Source organism: Qipengyuania sp., from assembly GCF_964227205.1.
Taxonomy (GTDB): domain Bacteria; phylum Pseudomonadota; class Alphaproteobacteria; order Sphingomonadales; family Sphingomonadaceae; genus Qipengyuania.
In genome coordinates this window covers 34,612-51,929 of record NZ_CAXQVB010000001.1, presented here as the reverse complement: position 1 = coordinate 51,929, position 17,318 = coordinate 34,612, and the positions used below count along the sequence as shown (strand labels likewise).

Below are 17,318 nucleotides of genomic sequence, written 5' to 3'. Positions count from 1 at the left end.
GCAACACGCTGGTGTCCGCTTCCGTTTCAGCCTGCCAGTGGCATGGTGGCTACAAACCCGCGTACCCCACCGCCAGGCTCACCGAAAGGACCGTCATGCTTGCGGCGAGGGCCGCTGCGGCCGGGCGGGCCTCGCGCTTGCCATAGACCATGGTCACGCCGAGCTTGACGGTCATGTTCGCGAGGATCGTTCCGGCGATGGCGAGCGCGGCGAGGCGCGGTGCGATCGTGCCTGGTTCCAACCCGCCTGCGGTGACGATGGCCGCATCCACATCCATACTCCCCATGAGCAGCAGCAGGATGGCGATACCCTGTTCGCCGAATTCGCCCTGTGCCCAGCGGGCGGCGACTGCGGCTACTGCGACGAAGGCGACAAAGGTCAGGGCGGGCAGCATGGCGATGGGGTTGCCGGGCGGCGCCGGGCCAGTCGTGCTGGGGGCTTTGCGGTACAGCCAGTAACTTGCTGCAAAACCGGCGATCAGCGCGGGCGCCACCACCACGACGAAGGGTTCGAGCAGGCTCGTTGCGAGTATTGCGACGAGGATGATGACGCGCAGGTACATGACAGCGCTGGCCAGTGCGATCCCGGCGTTCTCCGCTCCGCCGCCCATGCCCGAACCAAGGCGCTGGGCGAAGGAATGGGTCACGGCAGTGGAACTGTAGGCCCCCCCGATCACTGCGGTGGCGATCGTCCCCCGGCGCGCGCCGAACATGCGGTTGGCGACGTAACCGGCGAAGGAAAAGCCGGTGACGATGACGACCACCAGCCACAAGACCCGCGGCTCCCACGCGCCGTAGGGGCCATAGCGGCCTTCGGGCAGGAAGGGGAATACCGCCAGGGCTATGACGGCATAGCGGGCGAAGGCCTTGATGTCGGCCTCGTCGAGCGCGCCGACCCAGCGATGGACCTCGGCGCGCAGTGCGAGGATCAATGTAACCACTGCCGCACCCGCAACCGCCAGCGCCTCCTCGCCGATCCCCGCGAGGAACCCCAGTCCGAGCGTCACCATGGCGGCCACCGCGCTGGTCGCATCGGGCCTGCCGGAGTCGAGTATCGAGCGCGAATAGCCGATCGCCACCAGCATGGCGGCGACCGCGACAACGATGCCCGAGACGATGACGTACCCCTGAAGGCTGATGATACCGCCGAGCCCCGCCGTCATGCCGAGCAGGGTGAAGGTCCTGATGCCGGCAACCCGCATGCCGGGGGTTTCGCTGCGCAGCTTCCACCCCCGCTCGATCCCGATCAGCAACCCTACCGCGAGCGCTGCGGCCAGTTGGGGCAGGAAATGGGACGCAAGCATCTCCAGCGGAAAAACTCCTAGCTTAGCTCTTCCAGTCGAGCCCCATTTCCTCGAACATTTCCTTGTCCTCGCTCCAGCGCTCGTCGGTCTTGACGTGGAGGAACAGGTGGACCTTCTGGCCGAGCATTTCGGACAATTCCTTGCGCGCCGCCTCGCCGATCGCCTTGATCCGGCTGCCGCCCTTGCCGAGCACGATGGCGCGCTGGTTGTCGCGCATCACGACGATCTGCTGGTGAATCTCGAGGCTGCCATCGGGGCGCTCGATATATTTCTCGGGCCGCACCGCGGAATCGTAGGGCAGTTCCTCGTGCAGCTGGCGATAGAGCTGTTCGCGGGTAACCTCGGTCGCCAGCAGGCGCTCGCTCGCATCGGAGACCTGGTCCTCGGGATACATCCACGGCCCCTCGGGCATCATCGCGGCCAGCGCGTCCTTCATCTCGGGCACGCCGTCGCCGGTCAGTGCGGAGACGAAAAACACCTCGGTGAATTCGACCTTGTCGCCCAGCTCCTGCGCCAGCGCGAGTAGCGGCTCCTTCTTGGCGACATCGACCTTGTTGAGCACCAGGATCTTGCGTTCGGGGCGCTGGGCGATCTGTTCGATCAGCGGTTCGAGCTCGTGCCGGCGCTGCTTGACCGGGTCGACCAGCAGCAGCACCGCATCGGCGGCCTCGGCGCCTTCCCAGGCGGCGCTCACCATCGCCCGGTCTAGCCGCCGCTTGGGCGCGAAGATGCCCGGCGTGTCGACGAGGATCATCTGCGTTTCCGCGTCATCGCCGTGGTGCAGCGCGATGCCCATCATCCGCGCGCGCGTGGTCTGCGCCTTGGCCGATGTAATCGCCACCTTCTGCCCGACCAGCTGGTTGACCAGCGTGCTCTTGCCCGCATTGGGCGCGCCCAGCACGGCGACGACGCCGCATTTCGTATCTGTCATTGGCTCACCTGTATGTGCCGGTCCGCGCGCTGGGCCTTCGCCAGGCTCAGGCCGAGCGGATGCTTGTCCGATCTTTCCCGATCCCGCTCATCCCGAACCTGTCGAAGGATAGTCGCCCGGGTCACCCGTATTTCTCCATAAATTCGCGCGCCGCCTGCTTTTCGGCTTCCTGCTTGCTGCCCGCGGTGCCTTCGGCCTCGCCGACCTTGTGGACTTTTACCCGTACGGTGAAGCGCGCCGCATGGTCGGGGCCCGAGCGGTCGACCAGCTCGTATTCGGGCGGGCGGCGCTGGTTGCCCGCAGCCCATTCCTGCAGTGCACTCTTGGGGTGCTTGGCCTTCCCCGCGCCGCTTTCGAGTGCAGGGCGCCAGAGCTGGCGGACGAGATCGCGCGAAGCCTCGAAGCCATTATCGAGGAATTGCGCGCCGAGCAGGGCTTCGATCACGTCGCCGAGGATATTGTCGCTGTCGCGCCCGCCGTCGCTGCTCGCCTGCTTCGAGATCCGGATATGCGGCGGCAACCCTATCCCGCGCGCGATCTGGGCGCACATTTCGCGGCTCACGATGGCGTTCAGGCGTTGCGCAAGCTTGCCTTCGGGGGCTTCGCTCTGTGCATAGAGCCACTCGGCGATCGCGAGCCCGAGTACGCGGTCGCCGAGGAATTCGAGCCGCTCGTAATCCTGTTTCTCGCCCATGCTGCCATGCGTCAGGGCGGCAAACCACAGTGCCTCGTCCCCGACCGTGAAGCCGGTCTCCTCGAGCCATTCGCGCGTCTCGGGCTTGAGCGCACTCATATGTCGCTCCCGATCCGGTCCCAGCGCGCGGCGGTGAACCAGGTCCACGGCTTGATCCATTCGACGCTGCCGTCGCTCGACCACAGTACGCGGCTGGCGCGGCCGATGAGGAGGTCGGCATCGACCAGCCCGACGCCGCCATCGGGCACGGCGGGATAGCGGCTGTCGAGCGAGTTGTCGCGATTGTCGCCCATCATGAACAGCTTGCCCTCGGGGACCACGACGGGGGCGGTGTTGTCGGGATCGATTCGCAGCGGGAGGCCGTTCCGGTCGAGTGCGATCCCGCCCGAACCGTCGGTAAGGAAGCGCGGGCCGACGGTGCCGAAATCGAGGGTCATGTAGCTCTTGCCCGAGGGCAGCGTCTCGCGGAACTGGTGGTAGCGGCAGCGGTCGCCGTCGACCACCGCGCCGCCATCGCGGCGGCAGCCGGTGTTGGCGCTCATTGGGATGTCGATAGAGCCCGCGTCCTCGCGCTGCAGGGCTTCGCCGTTGAGGATGACGACACCGTCCTTCACCGCCACCGTGTCGCCCGGCAGGCCGATCACGCGCTTGACGTAGTCGGCGCCGGTCACCGGGTGCTTGAAGATCGCCACGTCGCCCCGCTCGGGCAGATGCGCGAGGACCCGCCCCTCGAACAGGGCGGGTGAGCCGGGGAGCGAATAGCGCGAAAAACCATAGGGCCACTTGGCGGCGACAAGGTAATCGCCATTGCGCAGATTGGGCAGCATCGATTCGCTGGGAATGGTGAAGGGCGAAAAGATGAAGCTGCGGAATATCAGAACCGCGATCACCAGCTTGGCGACGAACCACAGGAAGCTGCCGAGCGTTTCCTTCTTTTCGGGTTCGGCCATCGCGGAATCGGGCGAATTCGTATCCAGCGCTTGCTCTGTCATGCGGACTTCTCAATCATTGCGGAGTTCCCTAGTCGCGCACCTGCGCACACGAAAGGATTTTTGAACGATGACACCTGCCGCCGCGATCTGGGACAAGCTTGCCAACCTGCCGCGCCCGACGCTGGGCGAGCTGTTCAGTGCCAGCCGCGATGGTGGCGAGGGGGTGGACGAGCCGGGCGGGGAAGAGCGTGTGGCCATGCTTTCCGGCCGGATCGAGCTGGGCGCGGGCGCCGAGGATGGCGGCATCCTGTTCGACTGGTCGAAGACGCATCTCGACCGCGCGGTGATCGCGGCGTTCGAGGAGCTGGCCGACGCGATGGATTTCGCCGGCATGCGCGCGAAGCTGTTCGGCGGCGAGGTGGTCAACCCGACCGAAGGGCGCGCCGCCGACCATGCGACTTTGCGCGGCACGGGCGATGCGGCCAAGGTCGAGGAAGCGATGGCGCTGATCGACCGCATGGGCATGCTGGTGGGCGCGATCCACCAGGGCGCGCTGGGCGAGATCGAGCACCTCATTCACATCGGCATCGGCGGCAGCGCGCTCGGCCCCGCACTGGGCGTCGATGCGCTCAGCCGCGACCTCTCCTATTGCGACGTCCATGTCGTCTCGAACATCGACGGCGTCGCGCTGGAAGAGGCGTTTTCGAAATGCGACCCGGCCAAGACGCTGATCGCGGTGGCGAGCAAGACCTTCACCACCATCGAGACCATGACCAATGCCGAAAGCGCGCTCAAATGGCTGCGCGACAACGGCGTGAGCGACCCGGGCGGCCGCGTGATCGCGCTCACCGCCAATCCCGAAGGAGCGGTCGACTGGGGCGTGGACGAGACGCGCATCCTGCCGTTCCAGGAAAGCGTCGGTGGGCGCTATTCGATCTGGTCCTCGATCGGTTTCCCGATCGCCATGGCCGTGGGGATGGACGATTTCCGCGCCATGCTCGCCGGTGCGAAGGCGGTGGACGAGCATTTCCGCGACACCGACGGCGTGGCCAACCTCGTGCTGCGCGCGGCCTTCGCCGATCTCTACTACACCCGCGTGCGCGGCTGCCAGACGCGCGCCGTCTTCGCCTATGACGAGCGCCTCGGCCTGTTTCCTGACTACCTCCAGCAGCTCGAGATGGAATCGAACGGCAAGCGCGTCACCGCCGACATGCAGCCGGTCGACGGGCCGACCGCGCCGATCACCTGGGGCGGGGTGGGGACCGATGCGCAGCATGCGGTGTTCCAGCTGCTCCACCAGGGCACGCATCTGGTGCCGGTCGATTTCATCGCCAGTGCGGCGCCGGGCGACGACCTCGACCCCGCGCATCACCGCATCCTGCTGATGAACTGCTTTGCCCAAGGCGCTGCGCTGATGGCGGGCAAGGCGGGCGAGGACCCGGCGCGCAACTACCCCGGCGACCGGCCCAGCGCGACGATCCTGTGCGACGATCTCGACGCCGCTGCGCTCGGCGCGCTGATCGCCTTCCACGAACACCGCACCTTCGCCAATGCCGTGCTGATGGGCATCAACCCCTTCGACCAGTTCGGCGTTGAACTGGGCAAGGCGATGGCCAAGGCGATCGAGCAGGGCGGCGAGCAGTTCGACGCCAGCACCGAAGCGCTGCTGGCGGCGGCAGGGCTGGGTTAGGAATCGTTTTCCCCCGCGCGGCGGCGTGCTAATCGGCGGTCATGGACAGGGATCGGACCAGCGGTGACGCACAACTGGCTGCAATCGTGCAGCATTCGAGCGATGCGATCGTCTCGAAGGATCTCGACGGCGTGGTGCGCAGCTGGAATGCGGCGGCCGAGCGGCTGTTCGGCTGGAGCGCGGAAGACATGATCGGGCAGTCGATCCGGCGGGTGATCCCGGCGGACCGGCAGGACGAGGAGGATGCCATCCTCGCCCGCATCCGCGGGGGCGAGATCGTCCCGAAGTTCGAAACGCTCCGTCTTCACAAGGACGGGACGGCGATCCCGCTGGCGGTCACCGTCTCGCCTATCCGCGACGCGCAAGGCCATGTCGTCGGTGCCTCGAAGATCGCCAACGACTTGCGCGAAATGGTCGATCTGCGGCGCGAGCTGCGCGAATCGCAGCGGCAGTTCGAGGCGCTGGCACAGAACATCCCGCAGCTCGCCTGGATGGCCGACAGCAAGGGCTGGATCTACTGGTACAACCAGCGCTGGTACGATTACACCGGGACCACGCTCGAGCAGATGCAGGGTTGGGGCTGGAAGGCGGTCCACCACCCCGACCACGTCGATCGCGTGGTCGAGCGTATCCAGCATGCCTGGGACACGGGCGAGGACTGGGAGGACACCTTCCCCTTGCGCGGCACCGACGGCAATTTCCGCTGGTTCCTCTCGCGCGCCAGCGCGCTGAAGGACGAGGACGGCAAGGTCGTGCTGTGGTGCGGGACCAATACCGACGTCACCGAGCAGCGCGAGGCGAACGAGCGCATCGGCCTGCTGATGAACGAGGTCAACCACCGCGCGCGCAACATGCTTGCCACCGTCCAGGCGATCCTGCGCCAGACGATGCGCGGATCGGACAGCGCTCTGCTGGAGACGGTCGACCGGCGGATCGCCGCACTGTCGGCGAACCACGATCTGCTGAGCGACCAGAACTGGAGCGGGGTCGTGCTCCGCGATCTCGTGGCCTCGCAGGTCGGCCATGTCGGGGAACTCGCCCACGGGCGCATGGCGCTGAGTGGTCCGGACCACCTGCGGCTCCAGCCGCGCCCGGCCGAAGCCGTCGGCCTCGCGATCCATGAACTGGCGACCAACGCTCTCAAATACGGCGCCCTGTCGACCCCCGAAGGCCGGGTGACGGTGAACTGGTCGGTCGAGGGTAGGGGCGAGGACGCGCTGTTCCGGATGGAGTGGCGCGAACGCGGCGGGCCGCGAGTCGAACCGCCCAGCCGTTCGGGCTTCGGGTCGGTGGTCATCGCGCGCAACCCGCGCATGACGCTAGGCGGGACGGTCGAGTGGAACCCTGAACCCGACGGCGTCGTATGGACCGTCAGCGCTCCGGCCAGCGACGTGGTGCTCGCCTAGCCCCGCGACGAGGAGCTTGGCCCTGGTTTGGTGGATGCCGCGGGGCAAGGCGGGCTGACGGCCCTTTCCGCGGCCGGCGTTTCTCCGCCGAAAGGCCGGTGGTCCTAGGGTTACCAATTGACCGGCAGGCAAAATCGGGCAGTCTCTCGGGCCGACGAAATGTCTGAGGGGAGAGGTTCGTCATGGCCGAACGGACAGATTTGCTCATCGCCTTTCGCGCGAGCTTCGACCGAATGGAACGCGCGCGTGCGGGCTGCGATGACCTCAATGAAATCCGTCATGCGGAGCGCAACTTCTACGCCAATGCGGAGAGTCTCGCTCGTCTGGTTCCCCGCCTGATCGACTCCTCTCCGGCCAAGCAAGAGCGAGCGCCAGCCGGCCTGTTGTTGCGGTAGGACAGGAAATCGGGAATTCGGGTGACCCGTCCCGGCGGGAATGGTAAACTGTGCCCATGAAACAGTGGTTCGCCCGCCGTTATCTCGATCTGCTCGGCTCGATTTACATCTATAACGAGCATCGCGGCTATACCGCGCTCGACCGGGTGCTCGAGGCGGTGCGCGCCAAGCATCCCGAGGCGACCGAGCTGATCGCCGCAGTCGAGAAGCACCGCGCCGACGAGCGCAAGCATTATTGCATGTTCAAGCGCTGGTTCGAGCTGCGCGGGCAGATGCCGATCGCGCTCGACCGCATGTTCGGCCATATCGACCGCTTCATCGAAATCACTTTCGGCTGCACCATCGACAGCCTCGATACCGATGCGATCATCGCCAGCGACGATCTGTTCGAGCGCCTCTGCCGGGTCATCTCGCTGACCGAGAAGCGCGGGCTCAAGCAGGTCGACATCCTGCTCGCGCATCCGATCGTCAGGCAGGACAAGGCGCTCCATCGCATCTTCGAGGTCGTCCATGTCGACGAGCCCGACCATTTCCTGCCCTATGACAAATGGCTCGCCGAGAACCAGCGGCGCATGCCCAATGCTTGGGAGCGGTGGATCGACCGGCTGATCCATTCCGAGCTGCTGTTCATCAAGCTGCCGCTGCTGTTCCTGTGGTTCGGCGCGCCGCGGCTGACCGAATGGCGCGACGCGGGCGAGGATAATCCGCGCCCCGCGCCCAAGGGGCTCGCCGCCGCCTAGGCCGCGCCCGTTTCCATGATCGCCCGCTTCTTCAAGCGCCGCGTCGGCGGCATGCTGGTCCGCAACACGGTGGTCAGCACCGGCGTGTTCCTTGTCGGGCTCGGCGTGCTGTGGCTGCTGGTCGAGCGTGCGGGCGTCGATGCGGTGCTTGCGACGGCGCTCAGCTTCCTCATCGCCAATTCGATCCACTATGTCTTCGGGCGCACCTGGATCTTTGCCGGGACCGACCGCAGGCTCTCGACCGGCTATGCGCTGTTCCTGATGAACGCGGTCGTCGGGCTCGCGGTGACGGTCGGGCTGTTCTGGGTGCTGACCGCGTTTACGCCGATGAACTACCTCGTCGCGCGGGTCATCGTTTCGGTCTTCGCCGGGCTGGCCGTCTTCGCGCTCAATGCGACGGTCAATTTCCGGCAGGTCTGAAAAGGTCTCAGACCAGCGCAAGCGCCAGTCCGCCCGCCGCGCAGACGGCCAAAACGCGCAACACGCTCCATTTCCGGCCAAAGGTCAGTGCAAGGGCGAGGGCGGTCAAGGCGGTCGCGCGCCAGTCGAGCGGAAAACCGGGCTGGTCCGCGGGAAACAGCACATGAAGGCCGAACCACAGCGCCAGGCTCGCGATCACGCCGACAACCGCCGCCGTCACCGCGGCGAGTCCGGCGCGCAGGCGCGGCGCGCTCTTCATGCGCTCCATCCACGGAGCGAGGGCGAAGATCCACAGGAAACACGGAGCGAAGGTCACCCATGTGGTGAGCCCCGCCGCCAGTATGCCGGCCACGAGTGGGGTGAAAGGTTCGGGCATGCGCCATCCGGCGAGGAAGCCGGTAAATTGAGTGACCATGATGAGCGGGCCGGGTGTTGTTTCGGCCAGCCCCAGCCCGTCGGCCATTTCGCCCGGACCGAGCCAGCCGTATGTGTCGACCGCCTGCTGTGCCATATAGGCGAGCACGGCATATGCGCCGCCGAAGGTCACCACGGCGAGCTTCGAGAAGAACAGGCCGACGTCCCACAGCATGTGGTCTGGGCCGAGCGTTGCGAGGACCACCCCAAGGGGCGCGACCCAGATCGTGCCCCATGTCGCGACCGCGTGCAGGCTGACGCCCCACGGTTTGGGGCCCTGCGGGGCGCTTCCGGCCGGCGCGACTCCGAGCCAGTGGGGGTAGGTGGAGCCGACGGCCATACCCAGTGCTAGTGCGCCCAGTACCACCAGCGGGAAAGGCAGGTCGAGCGCGGCGATGCCTGCGAAAGCGACAATGGCCATCGCCCAGCGCAGAGGCGTGTCCAGCGCCCTCCCGCCGATCCGCACCAGCGCCTGGACGACGATGGCGAGCACCGCTGCCTTGACCCCCAGAAACAGCGCCTCGAACCAAGCGAGGTTCGCAGCGAGTGCATAGAGCACCGAAAGCGCCAGCATCACCGCCGCTCCCGGCACGACGAACAGCAAGCCTGCAGCCACGCCGCCGCGGACGCCATGCAGGCGCCAGCCGATCCAGGTCGCCAGCTGCTGCGCTTCCGGGCCGGGCAGGAGGTGGCACAAGTTGAGCGCCTCGAGGTATTCCTCTTCCGCGACCCAGCCGCGCTCTTCCACGATCTCGCGGTGCATAAGCGCGATTTGACCGGCCGGGCCGCCGAAGCTCAGCCAGCCGATACGCCAGAAGGCCTTGAGCAAAGCGACGAACGAGGGAGCGGGTGTGTTCACGAGCTCAGACCAGCACGAAATACATCGCCGCCAGCGCGCCCATCACCGCCACGCCGGCAAGGCTCAGCACCTTCATCGCGGCGCCGGGTCGGGCCTCCTCGGGCATGGCGCAGCGCGTCACCACGAGATAGTTCAATAGCGCGAGCAGCGGGGCGACGACGAAGGTGGCGCTGGTCACGAAATCGAGAAAGGTCGTAAACTCGCGCATCAGCGTGAACAGCACCACAATCGCCAGCGCGGCGAGCACGAGGCAGCTCGCGACATATTCGGTGCGCGTGCCGGTTTCGTCGTTCCCGCCGCGCAGCACCTCCATCGCGGCGGGCAGCGTGCGGGCATAGGCGTCGATCGCGGCGATCACCGTGGTCAGCATCACCGAAAGCGCGGCCACCGCGGCGAGCGCGGCGGCGGTCGGCCCCAGGGCCTCGCGATAGAGACCGACCAGCTGGCCCGCGAAGCCGGGGGCATCGGGCAGGGGGGCGATCGCCTGCGCATGCATTACGCCTGCGCCCATGATGCAGAAGCAGACCGCCATCGTTGCGGTCATGACATAGGGCCACAGAAAGCTCGATCGAACTTGAACTATCGACGGGCGCGCGCCTTCGGGCAGGCTGCGGTCGGCCTCGACCTTCCACAGCGAAAGCGCCACCGACACGTCGACCGGGTTTGGCATGAAGCCCGCCAGCGCGACGATGAACAACAGCGCCTTCGTCTCCCCGGTCCAGGAGATGTCGGTCAGCGTTCCCCATTCGACGCGCGGTAGCACCATCACCGTGGTGAGGACGGTCGAGAGGACGAGGAAGGCGAGCAGCACGGCATTGACCCGGTCGAGCAGGCGATACCCGCCCACCAGCAACAGCAGCGAGGCCAGCGCGAGCACGAGCGAGGCCATGACCGGCATCGGCAGCAGGGGCCCGAAAAGCGTCGCGAAGATTCCCGCCGTGGCCGCCCCCAGCGCCGCCCAGACGATCGGCACCAGCGGGATCACCGCGATCAGGAACAGCCAGACTGCCCACGCTCCCAGCTCGCGATAGCCCGACAGCAGCGAGCGCCGCCGGACATGGGCGTAATCGATGCCGAAGCGATAGGCGGGGTATTTGAGCACATTGGCGAGGACGATGACTCCGAGCAGGGCGACCCCGAACATTGCCCCCGCGCGAGTCGACTGGACGAGGTGCGAAGTGCCGATCGCCGCCCCGGTGAAGATCAGCCCCGGCCCCGCAAGCCGGCGCAATATCGCATTCTGCATTGCGCGCCGGCCTCCCCGCACCGGCAGGCCGGATGTGCGCTCGCCCGGCCCTGCTGTCGAGCGAAAAGCCGAGGGTGGCAGGACACGGGAACAGGCAGGTGCGATTTTCGCGATTGTTCGCGGGGCCGAACCGGCGCATGGGCGGGGCGACCATGACCGACAATGCGCCCCCATCGCCGCCCCCGATCGACCGGATTCAGGAAAACCTCCTCGCGCGCAGCGAGCGCCGCCTGCTCACCTGGATCTGCGCGCGGCTGCCCGCCTGGGTGAGCCCGGACATGATGACCTTCCTCGGTATGGCCGGGGCGGTGATGGTCTTCGCCGGCTATGTTCTGAGCAATCTCGGCGAAGACTGGCTGTGGCTCGCCATTGCCGGTTACGCAGTGCAGTGGCTGGGCGATTCGACCGATGGCAGCCTCGCGCGCTTCCGCAAGATCGAGCGACCGCGCTATGGCTATTTCCTCGATCACAGCTGCGACGGGCTGGCGACCACGCTGGTGCTCGCGGGGATCGGCTTGTCGCCCTATGTCCAGATGGAAGTCGCGCTGATCGCGCTGGCGGGCTACCTGCTGCTGTCGATCCACGCTTTCTTGCGCGTACGCGTGCTGTCCGAGATGAAGCTCTCCTACCTCAATGCGGGGCCCACCGAACTGCGCTTCCTGCTGATCGCCTTCACGCTCGCCATGATGGCGTTCGGCGCGAGTGGGGAAGGCTGGTTCGGCCCGGTGTCGGGATTCGACTTGTTCACCGGGATATGCGGCACCGTGATGATCGTGCTGTTTACCCAGGCGACCTGGTCGACTGCACGCCGGCTGGCGGCGGAAGAGCCCTCGCGCAATGGGGAGTGGCGCGCGCGCCATTGACTTTTTGCACTGCAGCATCCATCTGGCGCCCATCGAAGCGCGCTAGCCAGCGTGAAGCGGCGATTGAGAGACATCCATCGCCCCGGCCGCGCCTCGGTCCATTTTTCCCAAGACTTCCCTTTTCACGCGGGTGGTTATCCAACCCCGCGACCGCGCGCCGATTCCGGCTGCGCGCCGCATATTGAATGCGAGTATTCATGACTCAGTTTTCCGAAGATCTTCGTTTCGAGGATTTGGGGCTGTCACAGCCCGTCCTCCAGGCCCTCGACCTCAAGGGCTATAGCGAACCCACGCCGATCCAGGCGCAGGCGATCCCGCCCGTGCTCGAAGGGCGCGACCTGATGGGTATCGCGCAGACTGGCACCGGCAAGACCGCCGCCTTCATGCTGCCGAGCATCGACCGGCTGCGCGAGGCCGACAGGCAGACGCCGTTCAAGTCCTGCCGCATGCTGGTGCTCGCGCCGACGCGCGAACTCGCCGGGCAGATCGCCCAGAGCGCCAAGGATTACGGCGCGCTTGCGGGCCTCAAGGTGCAGTCGATCGTCGGCGGCACCTCGGTCAACAAGGACCGCAACAAGCTCCACCGCGGCACCGATATCCTCGTCGCCACGCCGGGGCGCCTGCTCGATCTGATCGACCAGAAGGCGTTCAACCTCAACGGTGTCGAGATCCTCGTGCTCGACGAGGCCGACCAGATGCTCGATCTCGGCTTCATCCATGCCTTGAAGCGCATCAGCCAGCTGGTGCCCAAAGAACGCCAGACGCTGTTCTTTTCCGCCACCATGCCGCGTTCGATCAAGGATCTCGCCGCGCAATACTGCCAGTCGCCGGTGCATGTCTCGGTCACGCCCGAAAGCACCACTGCCGAACGCATCGACCAGTATCTCTTCATGGTCCAGCAGGACGAGAAGCAGACGCTGCTCGAACTGATCCTGACCGAGCGCCACGAGGTGCCCGGCGAATTCGAGCGCGTGCTCGTCTTCGCGCGGACCAAGCACGGTTGCGACCGGATCGTGAAGAAGCTCTCGCAGCGCGGCATTCCGGCCAATGCGATCCACGGCAACAAGAGCCAGCCGCAGCGCGAACGCGCGCTGGGCGAGTTCCGGAGCGCCAAGACCCCGATCCTGGTGGCGACCGACGTCGCCGCGCGCGGGATCGACATTCCGGGCGTGAGCCACGTGCTCAATTACGAGCTGCCAAACGTGCCCGAACAGTACGTCCACCGCATCGGCCGCACCGCGCGCGCCGGGCGCGACGGCATCGCCATCGCCTTCTGCGCCGAGGACGAGCGCGATTACCTCAAGGACATCCGCAAGAAGACCGACGCCGAATTCGAGCGGCTCCCGCTGCCCGACAATTTCCGCGCCGTGGTCGAGGGCGTCGGCCCGACCAAGCGCGAACAGAAACCGCGGCTGGCCAAGCCCAAGGTTCGCCCTGCAGGCGATGCCGCGGCGAAAAAGGCCAGGCCCAAGAACAAGCATCCCAATCGCGCCGGCGCACCCAAGCGCGACGGGGCGCCCGGCGGGCGGCCGGGCGGCAATCGCAATCGCAGCCGCAACCGCAGGCGCGCGGGACGCTAGGCCTCGACGGTTGCCCTGAGCACGCTCGGTCGCCATATCGCGCGCTCGCCACAGTGGGAGCGCGTGCATGGCCGAGGATTACGACTACGACCTTTTCACCATCGGAGCCGGCTCGGGCGGCGTGCGGGCATCGCGCGTGGCCGCGGCGCATGGCGCGAAGGTCGCGATCGCCGAGGAGTTCCGCGTTGGCGGCACCTGCGTCATCCGCGGCTGCGTGCCCAAGAAGATGCTCGTCTACGGCGCGCATTTCGCCGAGGATCTGAAAGATGCGCAGAATTTCGGCTGGTCGACCCAGAATGCGACCTTTGACTGGATCACGCTGCGCGACAACGTCCTGAAGGATGTCGACCGGCTCGAGGGCGCCTATACCGACACGCTCGAAAATCACGATGTGACGATCTTCCACGAACGCGCCGAAATCACCGGCGCGCACGAGATCACGCTGGCCGGCGGCAAGGTGGTCACCGCCAAATACATCCTCGTCGCCACCGGCGCGCGTCCGCAAATCCCCGATGTCGAGGGCGCGGAACACGCGATCACCTCCAACGACGCCTTCCATCTCGACAAGATCCCCGAAAAGATCATCATCGCCGGCGGCGGCTACATCGCCAATGAATTCGCCGGTATCTTCAACGAGTTCGGCAGCAAGGTCTGCCTGGTCAACCGCGGCGACCAGCTGCTGCGCAGCTATGACGAGGCGCTGCGCGAGCGGCTGCTGCTGATCTCGATGAAGAAGGGCATCGATTTCAAGTTCGACACTGTCTTCGAATATATCCGCAAGACCGACGACGGGCGGTTCAAGGTCAAGCTGTCGACCTGCGACGAGGAAGTCGTCGACCAGGTGATGTTCGCCACCGGCCGCAAGCCCAACACCGAGGGGCTGGGGCTGGAGAAGGTCGGCGTCGAGCTGGGCGAGAAGGGCGAAATCAAGGTCGACCGTTTTTCCAAGACCACTGTCGACCACATCTATGCCGTGGGCGACGTGACCGACCGCGTACAGCTCACCCCGGTGGCGATCCGCGAGGGGCAGGCCTTTGCCGATTCGGTCTTCGGCGGACACGATCCGGTCGCAGTCGACCACTCCTGCATTCCCAGCGCGGTATTCAGCCACCCGCCGATCGCGGCGGTCGGCATGACCGAGGGCGAGGCGAAGAACAAGCTCGGCAGCGTCAAGGTCTACCAGTCGGACTTCCGCCCGATGAAGAACGTGCTCGCGGGCCGCGACGAGCGAAGCCTGTTCAAGATGATCTGCGACGGCGACAGCGGGAAGATCGTCGGCATCCACATGATCGCGCCCGATGCCGCCGAGATGATGCAGGCTGCGGCGATCGCGGTGAAGGCGGGGCTCACCAAGGCCGATTTCGACGCCACCACCGCGATCCATCCGACGATGGCCGAAGAACTGGTGCTGATGCGGTAATCCACCGCCACCTCTCGCGAGCGAGAGCCCTCTGGCGATACGAGAGGCCCCCGCCAGTCGAACTGCCGGGGGCCAGGGGGGAGAGAGGGAAAGGCGGGCTTTTCTTCGGGGGGTCTCGAACGCTGCTGCGGGTTTCGATCAGGCTGCGAGCAGGGCCATCGGCGAGATCGAGGCAGCGACGGAAATGGTCAGCAGCGACACGAAGGCGGCTGCGACGAGGGCGGAGGTGTTGGTGATGGTCATGGCGTAACTCCTGGTGTTCGGTTTCCAATCGGGCGGTGGAGCATTCCATCGTCGTGCATTCTTGATACGTCCCGGCGGGTGGTCGCGCTAACACTGCTCTTGCGTTCCCGTTATGCATAATTGCATAACGACGTGGAGGCGGAGGACGGCGATGTTCGACTGGAACGACCTACGATATTTCCTCGCGGTGGCGCGGACCGGCAGCACGCTGGCTGCCTCGAAACAGCTCAGGGTCAGTCAGTCGACCGTATCGCGCCGGATCACGGCGCTCGAGACCGAAGTCGAGGTCTCGCTCTTCATCCGCAAGCCCTCGGGCTACGAACTGACCGAGCGCGGGCGGGCGGTGCTCGCATCGGCCGAGGCCGTCGAAGCGGCAATCCTTGGTTTCAGCGACGGCATCGCGGCGGAATCGCGCCGACTATCGGGTACCGTCCGGCTCTCGACCGTCGAATCCGCCGCCAATGCCTGGGTGATCCCGGCCATCGGCCTGCTGCGTGCCGAACATCCCGAGATCCGCGTCGAGCTGCTGACGAGCGAACATTATGTCGATCTGCTGCGCGGCGAGGCCGATGTGGCGGTCCGCTTCGGCCCCCGGCCGACGCAGGAATCGCTGATCGCACGCCACCTCGTCGACATGCTCGAAGGCTGCTACGCGACGGTCGAGATGGTCGAGCGGCTGGGGTTGCCGGCGGACGTAGCCGATCTCGCGCGCTATCCGCTGATCGCCTCGACCGACGCCGACAGCGTGACCAACCGCTGGTTCGCCGAACATGTCCCCGATGCCGAGATCGCCCATCGCGCCAGCTCGATGTCGAGCATCATCGCGAGCGTGCGCTCGGGCCTCGGCGCCGCGATCCTGCCCTGCATGATGGCCGATGCCATGCCGCGCCTCGTCCGCCTGCTTCCGCCGATCGACGAGCTCACGACGCCCGGCTGGATGGTCACCACCGACGAGGCGCGGCGCCAGCCGCATGTCCGCGCGGTAATCGACCGCGTGGTCGAGCAGATCCAGCGGACGCTCGCGCAGCGTCCCGTACATCTCTCGACGGTGCAGGCCGCCTAGGCTGCGGGGCGCAGCCGCTCCACCGCCAGCATCTCCGCTTTCACTCCCACCGCGCGCAACTCATCCGGCCAGGCACCGCCCGTCGCCAGCGCCTCGACCGCCAGCGCCATGGCGGGCGAGGTCTGGAGGCCGAAGCCGCCTTGCCCCGCAAGCCAGAAGAAACCCGGTGCTGCGGGGTCGAAGCCTGCCACCGGCAAGCGGTCGGGTGCGAAACTCCTCAGGCCCGCCCACTTGCCTGCGAGGCGCGGGATCGAAAGCGTGGTCGCCTGCTCCACCCGCCAGGCGGCGAGCGCGATATCCTCTTCCTCGGGCTGCACGTCGCCGGGTTCGCTCTCGCCTTCGTCCATCGGGCTGGCAAGCAGGCGCCTGGTCCCCTCGGGCTCGATGTAGAAGCCCGGGCCGGCGGTCTTGGTGAAGGGCCAGGCGGAAACATCCATCGGCACGTCGAAGGTGATGACGGTGCGGCGCAGCGGGCGGATGCCGATCGGCGCGATGCCCGCGCGCCGGGCCACCGCATCCACCCATGCACCGGCGGCATTGACGACGACCCGCGCGGCGTGGCTGGCGCGCGGCGTCTCAACGATCCAGCACTCGCCGTCGTGCCGCATCGCCGTGACCGGTGCAGCGGTGGCAAGCGTACCGCCCGCCGCCAGCAGCGCCTTGCGGTGTCCTTCCAGCAGGGCATGCGCGTCGAGCTTGCGCCCCTCGGGATCGAGCAGCGCGCCGGCGATCCCGCCTTCGTCGTCGCGCAGGATGGGCACGTGCTCCTGCGCCTCGGCCACCGACAGCCGCTGCAATTGCGGCGCCCACTCGCGATAATCGGCTTCGAGCCGGTCGAGTTCGGCCTGCTGCCCCTCGAGCGCGACGAACAGCGCCGGATGCACCCGGGCGCCCGGTTCTGCGAGCAGCGGCAGGCTCGCTGCGGTCAGCGCGCGCACCAACCAGCTCTCCATGTCGAAATGCGCGAAGGCGGCGCTGCGGCCCGAGGCATGCACGCCGGGAGCATCCTCGGCCTCACACACCAGTGTTGTGCCATGCCGCGCCAGCCGGGCCGCCGCCGACAGTCCGGCGATCCCGGCACCCACCACGAGGAAGTCGACCTGCTTCATGCGCGCTCCG

Annotated in this window: 16 protein-coding genes; 9 read left to right on the top strand and 7 right to left on the bottom strand. The window is 66.7% G+C overall.

All coding sequences use genetic code 11. The annotated features are described in order from the left end of the window. Positions 1-49: 49 nt before the first annotated feature. From ACEQZ0_RS00300 to lepB, 4 genes are all read right to left on the bottom strand, one after another. Positions 50-1,303, bottom strand: coding sequence for an MgtC/SapB family protein (locus ACEQZ0_RS00300; RefSeq protein WP_370187087.1), 1,254 nt, complete (start codon positions 1,301-1,303; stop codon positions 50-52). Between the two features lie 22 nt (positions 1,304-1,325). Continuing rightward, on the bottom strand, positions 1,326-2,234 hold the full coding sequence (gene era / locus ACEQZ0_RS00295; protein ID WP_370187084.1) for a GTPase Era: 909 nt from the start codon (positions 2,232-2,234) through the stop codon (positions 1,326-1,328). A gap of 121 nt (positions 2,235-2,355) precedes the next feature. Further along, complete coding sequence (gene rnc, locus ACEQZ0_RS00290; protein WP_370187081.1) at positions 2,356-3,027, bottom strand: ribonuclease III; 672 nt, start codon at positions 3,025-3,027, stop codon at positions 2,356-2,358. Next, complete coding sequence (gene lepB, locus ACEQZ0_RS00285) at positions 3,024-3,920, bottom strand: signal peptidase I (RefSeq protein ID WP_370187079.1); 897 nt, start codon at positions 3,918-3,920, stop codon at positions 3,024-3,026. Before lepB ends, rnc begins: the two co-directional genes overlap by 4 nt. A 67-nt stretch (positions 3,921-3,987) precedes the next feature. Here lepB and pgi point away from each other — a divergent pair, with 67 nt between their 5' ends. The 5 genes from pgi to ACEQZ0_RS00260 all read left to right on the top strand — a co-directional run bounded on the left by pgi (position 3,988) and on the right by ACEQZ0_RS00260 (position 8,511). Then, entirely contained in the window at positions 3,988-5,550 is a 1,563-nt protein-coding gene (pgi, locus tag ACEQZ0_RS00280; protein ID WP_370187076.1) for a glucose-6-phosphate isomerase, read from the top strand. Between the two features lie 41 nt (positions 5,551-5,591). Continuing rightward, on the top strand, positions 5,592-6,956 hold the full coding sequence (locus ACEQZ0_RS00275; RefSeq protein ID WP_370187074.1) for a sensor histidine kinase: 1,365 nt from the start codon (positions 5,592-5,594) through the stop codon (positions 6,954-6,956). A 182-nt stretch (positions 6,957-7,138) separates the two neighbouring features. After that, positions 7,139-7,351 (top strand): hypothetical protein, encoded by a 213-nt coding sequence (locus tag ACEQZ0_RS00270; protein ID WP_370187071.1) that lies wholly within the window; start codon positions 7,139-7,141, stop codon positions 7,349-7,351. A gap of 56 nt (positions 7,352-7,407) precedes the next feature. Further along, on the top strand, positions 7,408-8,091 hold the full coding sequence (locus ACEQZ0_RS00265) for a ferritin-like domain-containing protein (RefSeq protein WP_370187068.1): 684 nt from the start codon (positions 7,408-7,410) through the stop codon (positions 8,089-8,091). A gap of 15 nt (positions 8,092-8,106) precedes the next feature. Beyond that, positions 8,107-8,511, top strand: coding sequence for a GtrA family protein (locus tag ACEQZ0_RS00260; protein ID WP_370187066.1), 405 nt, complete (start codon positions 8,107-8,109; stop codon positions 8,509-8,511). Positions 8,512-8,518: 7 nt separating this feature from the next. Here the strand turns inward: ACEQZ0_RS00260 and chrA are convergent, their stop codons facing one another. Continuing rightward, entirely contained in the window at positions 8,519-9,784 is a 1,266-nt protein-coding gene (gene chrA, locus ACEQZ0_RS00255; RefSeq protein WP_370187064.1) for a chromate efflux transporter, read from the bottom strand. Between the two features lie 4 nt (positions 9,785-9,788). Continuing rightward, on the bottom strand, positions 9,789-11,030 hold the full coding sequence (locus tag ACEQZ0_RS00250) for an NRAMP family divalent metal transporter (RefSeq protein WP_370187062.1): 1,242 nt from the start codon (positions 11,028-11,030) through the stop codon (positions 9,789-9,791). A 152-nt stretch (positions 11,031-11,182) separates the two neighbouring features. Between ACEQZ0_RS00250 and ACEQZ0_RS00245 the strand changes: the two genes are divergently transcribed. The 4 genes from ACEQZ0_RS00245 (at position 11,183) to ACEQZ0_RS00230 (ending at position 16,199) form a co-directional block, all read left to right on the top strand. Further along, a complete protein-coding gene (locus ACEQZ0_RS00245) occupies positions 11,183-11,893 on the top strand; it encodes a CDP-alcohol phosphatidyltransferase family protein (protein ID WP_370187059.1) in 711 nt (236 codons plus the stop codon). 197 nt (positions 11,894-12,090) lie between these two features. Continuing rightward, complete coding sequence (locus ACEQZ0_RS00240) at positions 12,091-13,473, top strand: DEAD/DEAH box helicase (protein ID WP_370187056.1); 1,383 nt, start codon at positions 12,091-12,093, stop codon at positions 13,471-13,473. Between the two features lie 67 nt (positions 13,474-13,540). Next, positions 13,541-14,893, top strand: a complete 1,353-nt coding sequence (gene gorA, locus ACEQZ0_RS00235; protein WP_370187053.1) for a glutathione-disulfide reductase — start codon at positions 13,541-13,543, stop codon at positions 14,891-14,893. A 394-nt stretch (positions 14,894-15,287) separates the two neighbouring features. Continuing rightward, entirely contained in the window at positions 15,288-16,199 is a 912-nt protein-coding gene (locus ACEQZ0_RS00230) for a LysR family transcriptional regulator (RefSeq protein ID WP_370187050.1), read from the top strand. On the opposite strand, the gene ACEQZ0_RS00225 is transcribed toward ACEQZ0_RS00230, so the two are convergent. Continuing rightward, positions 16,196-17,308 carry an NAD(P)/FAD-dependent oxidoreductase gene (locus tag ACEQZ0_RS00225; protein ID WP_370187047.1) on the bottom strand — a complete coding sequence of 371 codons (1,113 nt, stop codon included), beginning with the start codon at positions 17,306-17,308 and terminating at the stop codon, positions 16,196-16,198. The genes ACEQZ0_RS00230 and ACEQZ0_RS00225 overlap by 4 nt on opposite strands. Between the last annotated feature and the right edge of the window lie 10 nt (positions 17,309-17,318).

Coding starts and splice junctions, on each gene's coding strand:
- ACEQZ0_RS00300 (WP_370187087.1), bottom strand. CDS start 1,303: ATGCTTGCGTCCCATTTCCTGCCCCAACTGGCCGCAGCGCTCGCGGTA.
- era (WP_370187084.1), bottom strand. CDS start 2,234: ATGACAGATACGAAATGCGGCGTCGTCGCCGTGCTGGGCGCGCCCAAT.
- rnc (WP_370187081.1), bottom strand. CDS start 3,027: ATGAGTGCGCTCAAGCCCGAGACGCGCGAATGGCTCGAGGAGACCGGC.
- lepB (WP_370187079.1), bottom strand. CDS start 3,920: ATGACAGAGCAAGCGCTGGATACGAATTCGCCCGATTCCGCGATGGCC.
- pgi (WP_370187076.1), top strand. CDS start 3,988: ATGACACCTGCCGCCGCGATCTGGGACAAGCTTGCCAACCTGCCGCGC.
- ACEQZ0_RS00275 (WP_370187074.1), top strand. CDS start 5,592: ATGGACAGGGATCGGACCAGCGGTGACGCACAACTGGCTGCAATCGTG.
- ACEQZ0_RS00270 (WP_370187071.1), top strand. CDS start 7,139: ATGGCCGAACGGACAGATTTGCTCATCGCCTTTCGCGCGAGCTTCGAC.
- ACEQZ0_RS00265 (WP_370187068.1), top strand. CDS start 7,408: ATGAAACAGTGGTTCGCCCGCCGTTATCTCGATCTGCTCGGCTCGATT.
- ACEQZ0_RS00260 (WP_370187066.1), top strand. CDS start 8,107: ATGATCGCCCGCTTCTTCAAGCGCCGCGTCGGCGGCATGCTGGTCCGC.
- ACEQZ0_RS00250 (WP_370187062.1), bottom strand. CDS start 11,030: ATGCAGAATGCGATATTGCGCCGGCTTGCGGGGCCGGGGCTGATCTTC.
- ACEQZ0_RS00245 (WP_370187059.1), top strand. CDS start 11,183: ATGACCGACAATGCGCCCCCATCGCCGCCCCCGATCGACCGGATTCAG.
- ACEQZ0_RS00240 (WP_370187056.1), top strand. CDS start 12,091: ATGACTCAGTTTTCCGAAGATCTTCGTTTCGAGGATTTGGGGCTGTCA.
- gorA (WP_370187053.1), top strand. CDS start 13,541: ATGGCCGAGGATTACGACTACGACCTTTTCACCATCGGAGCCGGCTCG.
- ACEQZ0_RS00230 (WP_370187050.1), top strand. CDS start 15,288: ATGTTCGACTGGAACGACCTACGATATTTCCTCGCGGTGGCGCGGACC.
- ACEQZ0_RS00225 (WP_370187047.1), bottom strand. CDS start 17,308: ATGAAGCAGGTCGACTTCCTCGTGGTGGGTGCCGGGATCGCCGGACTG.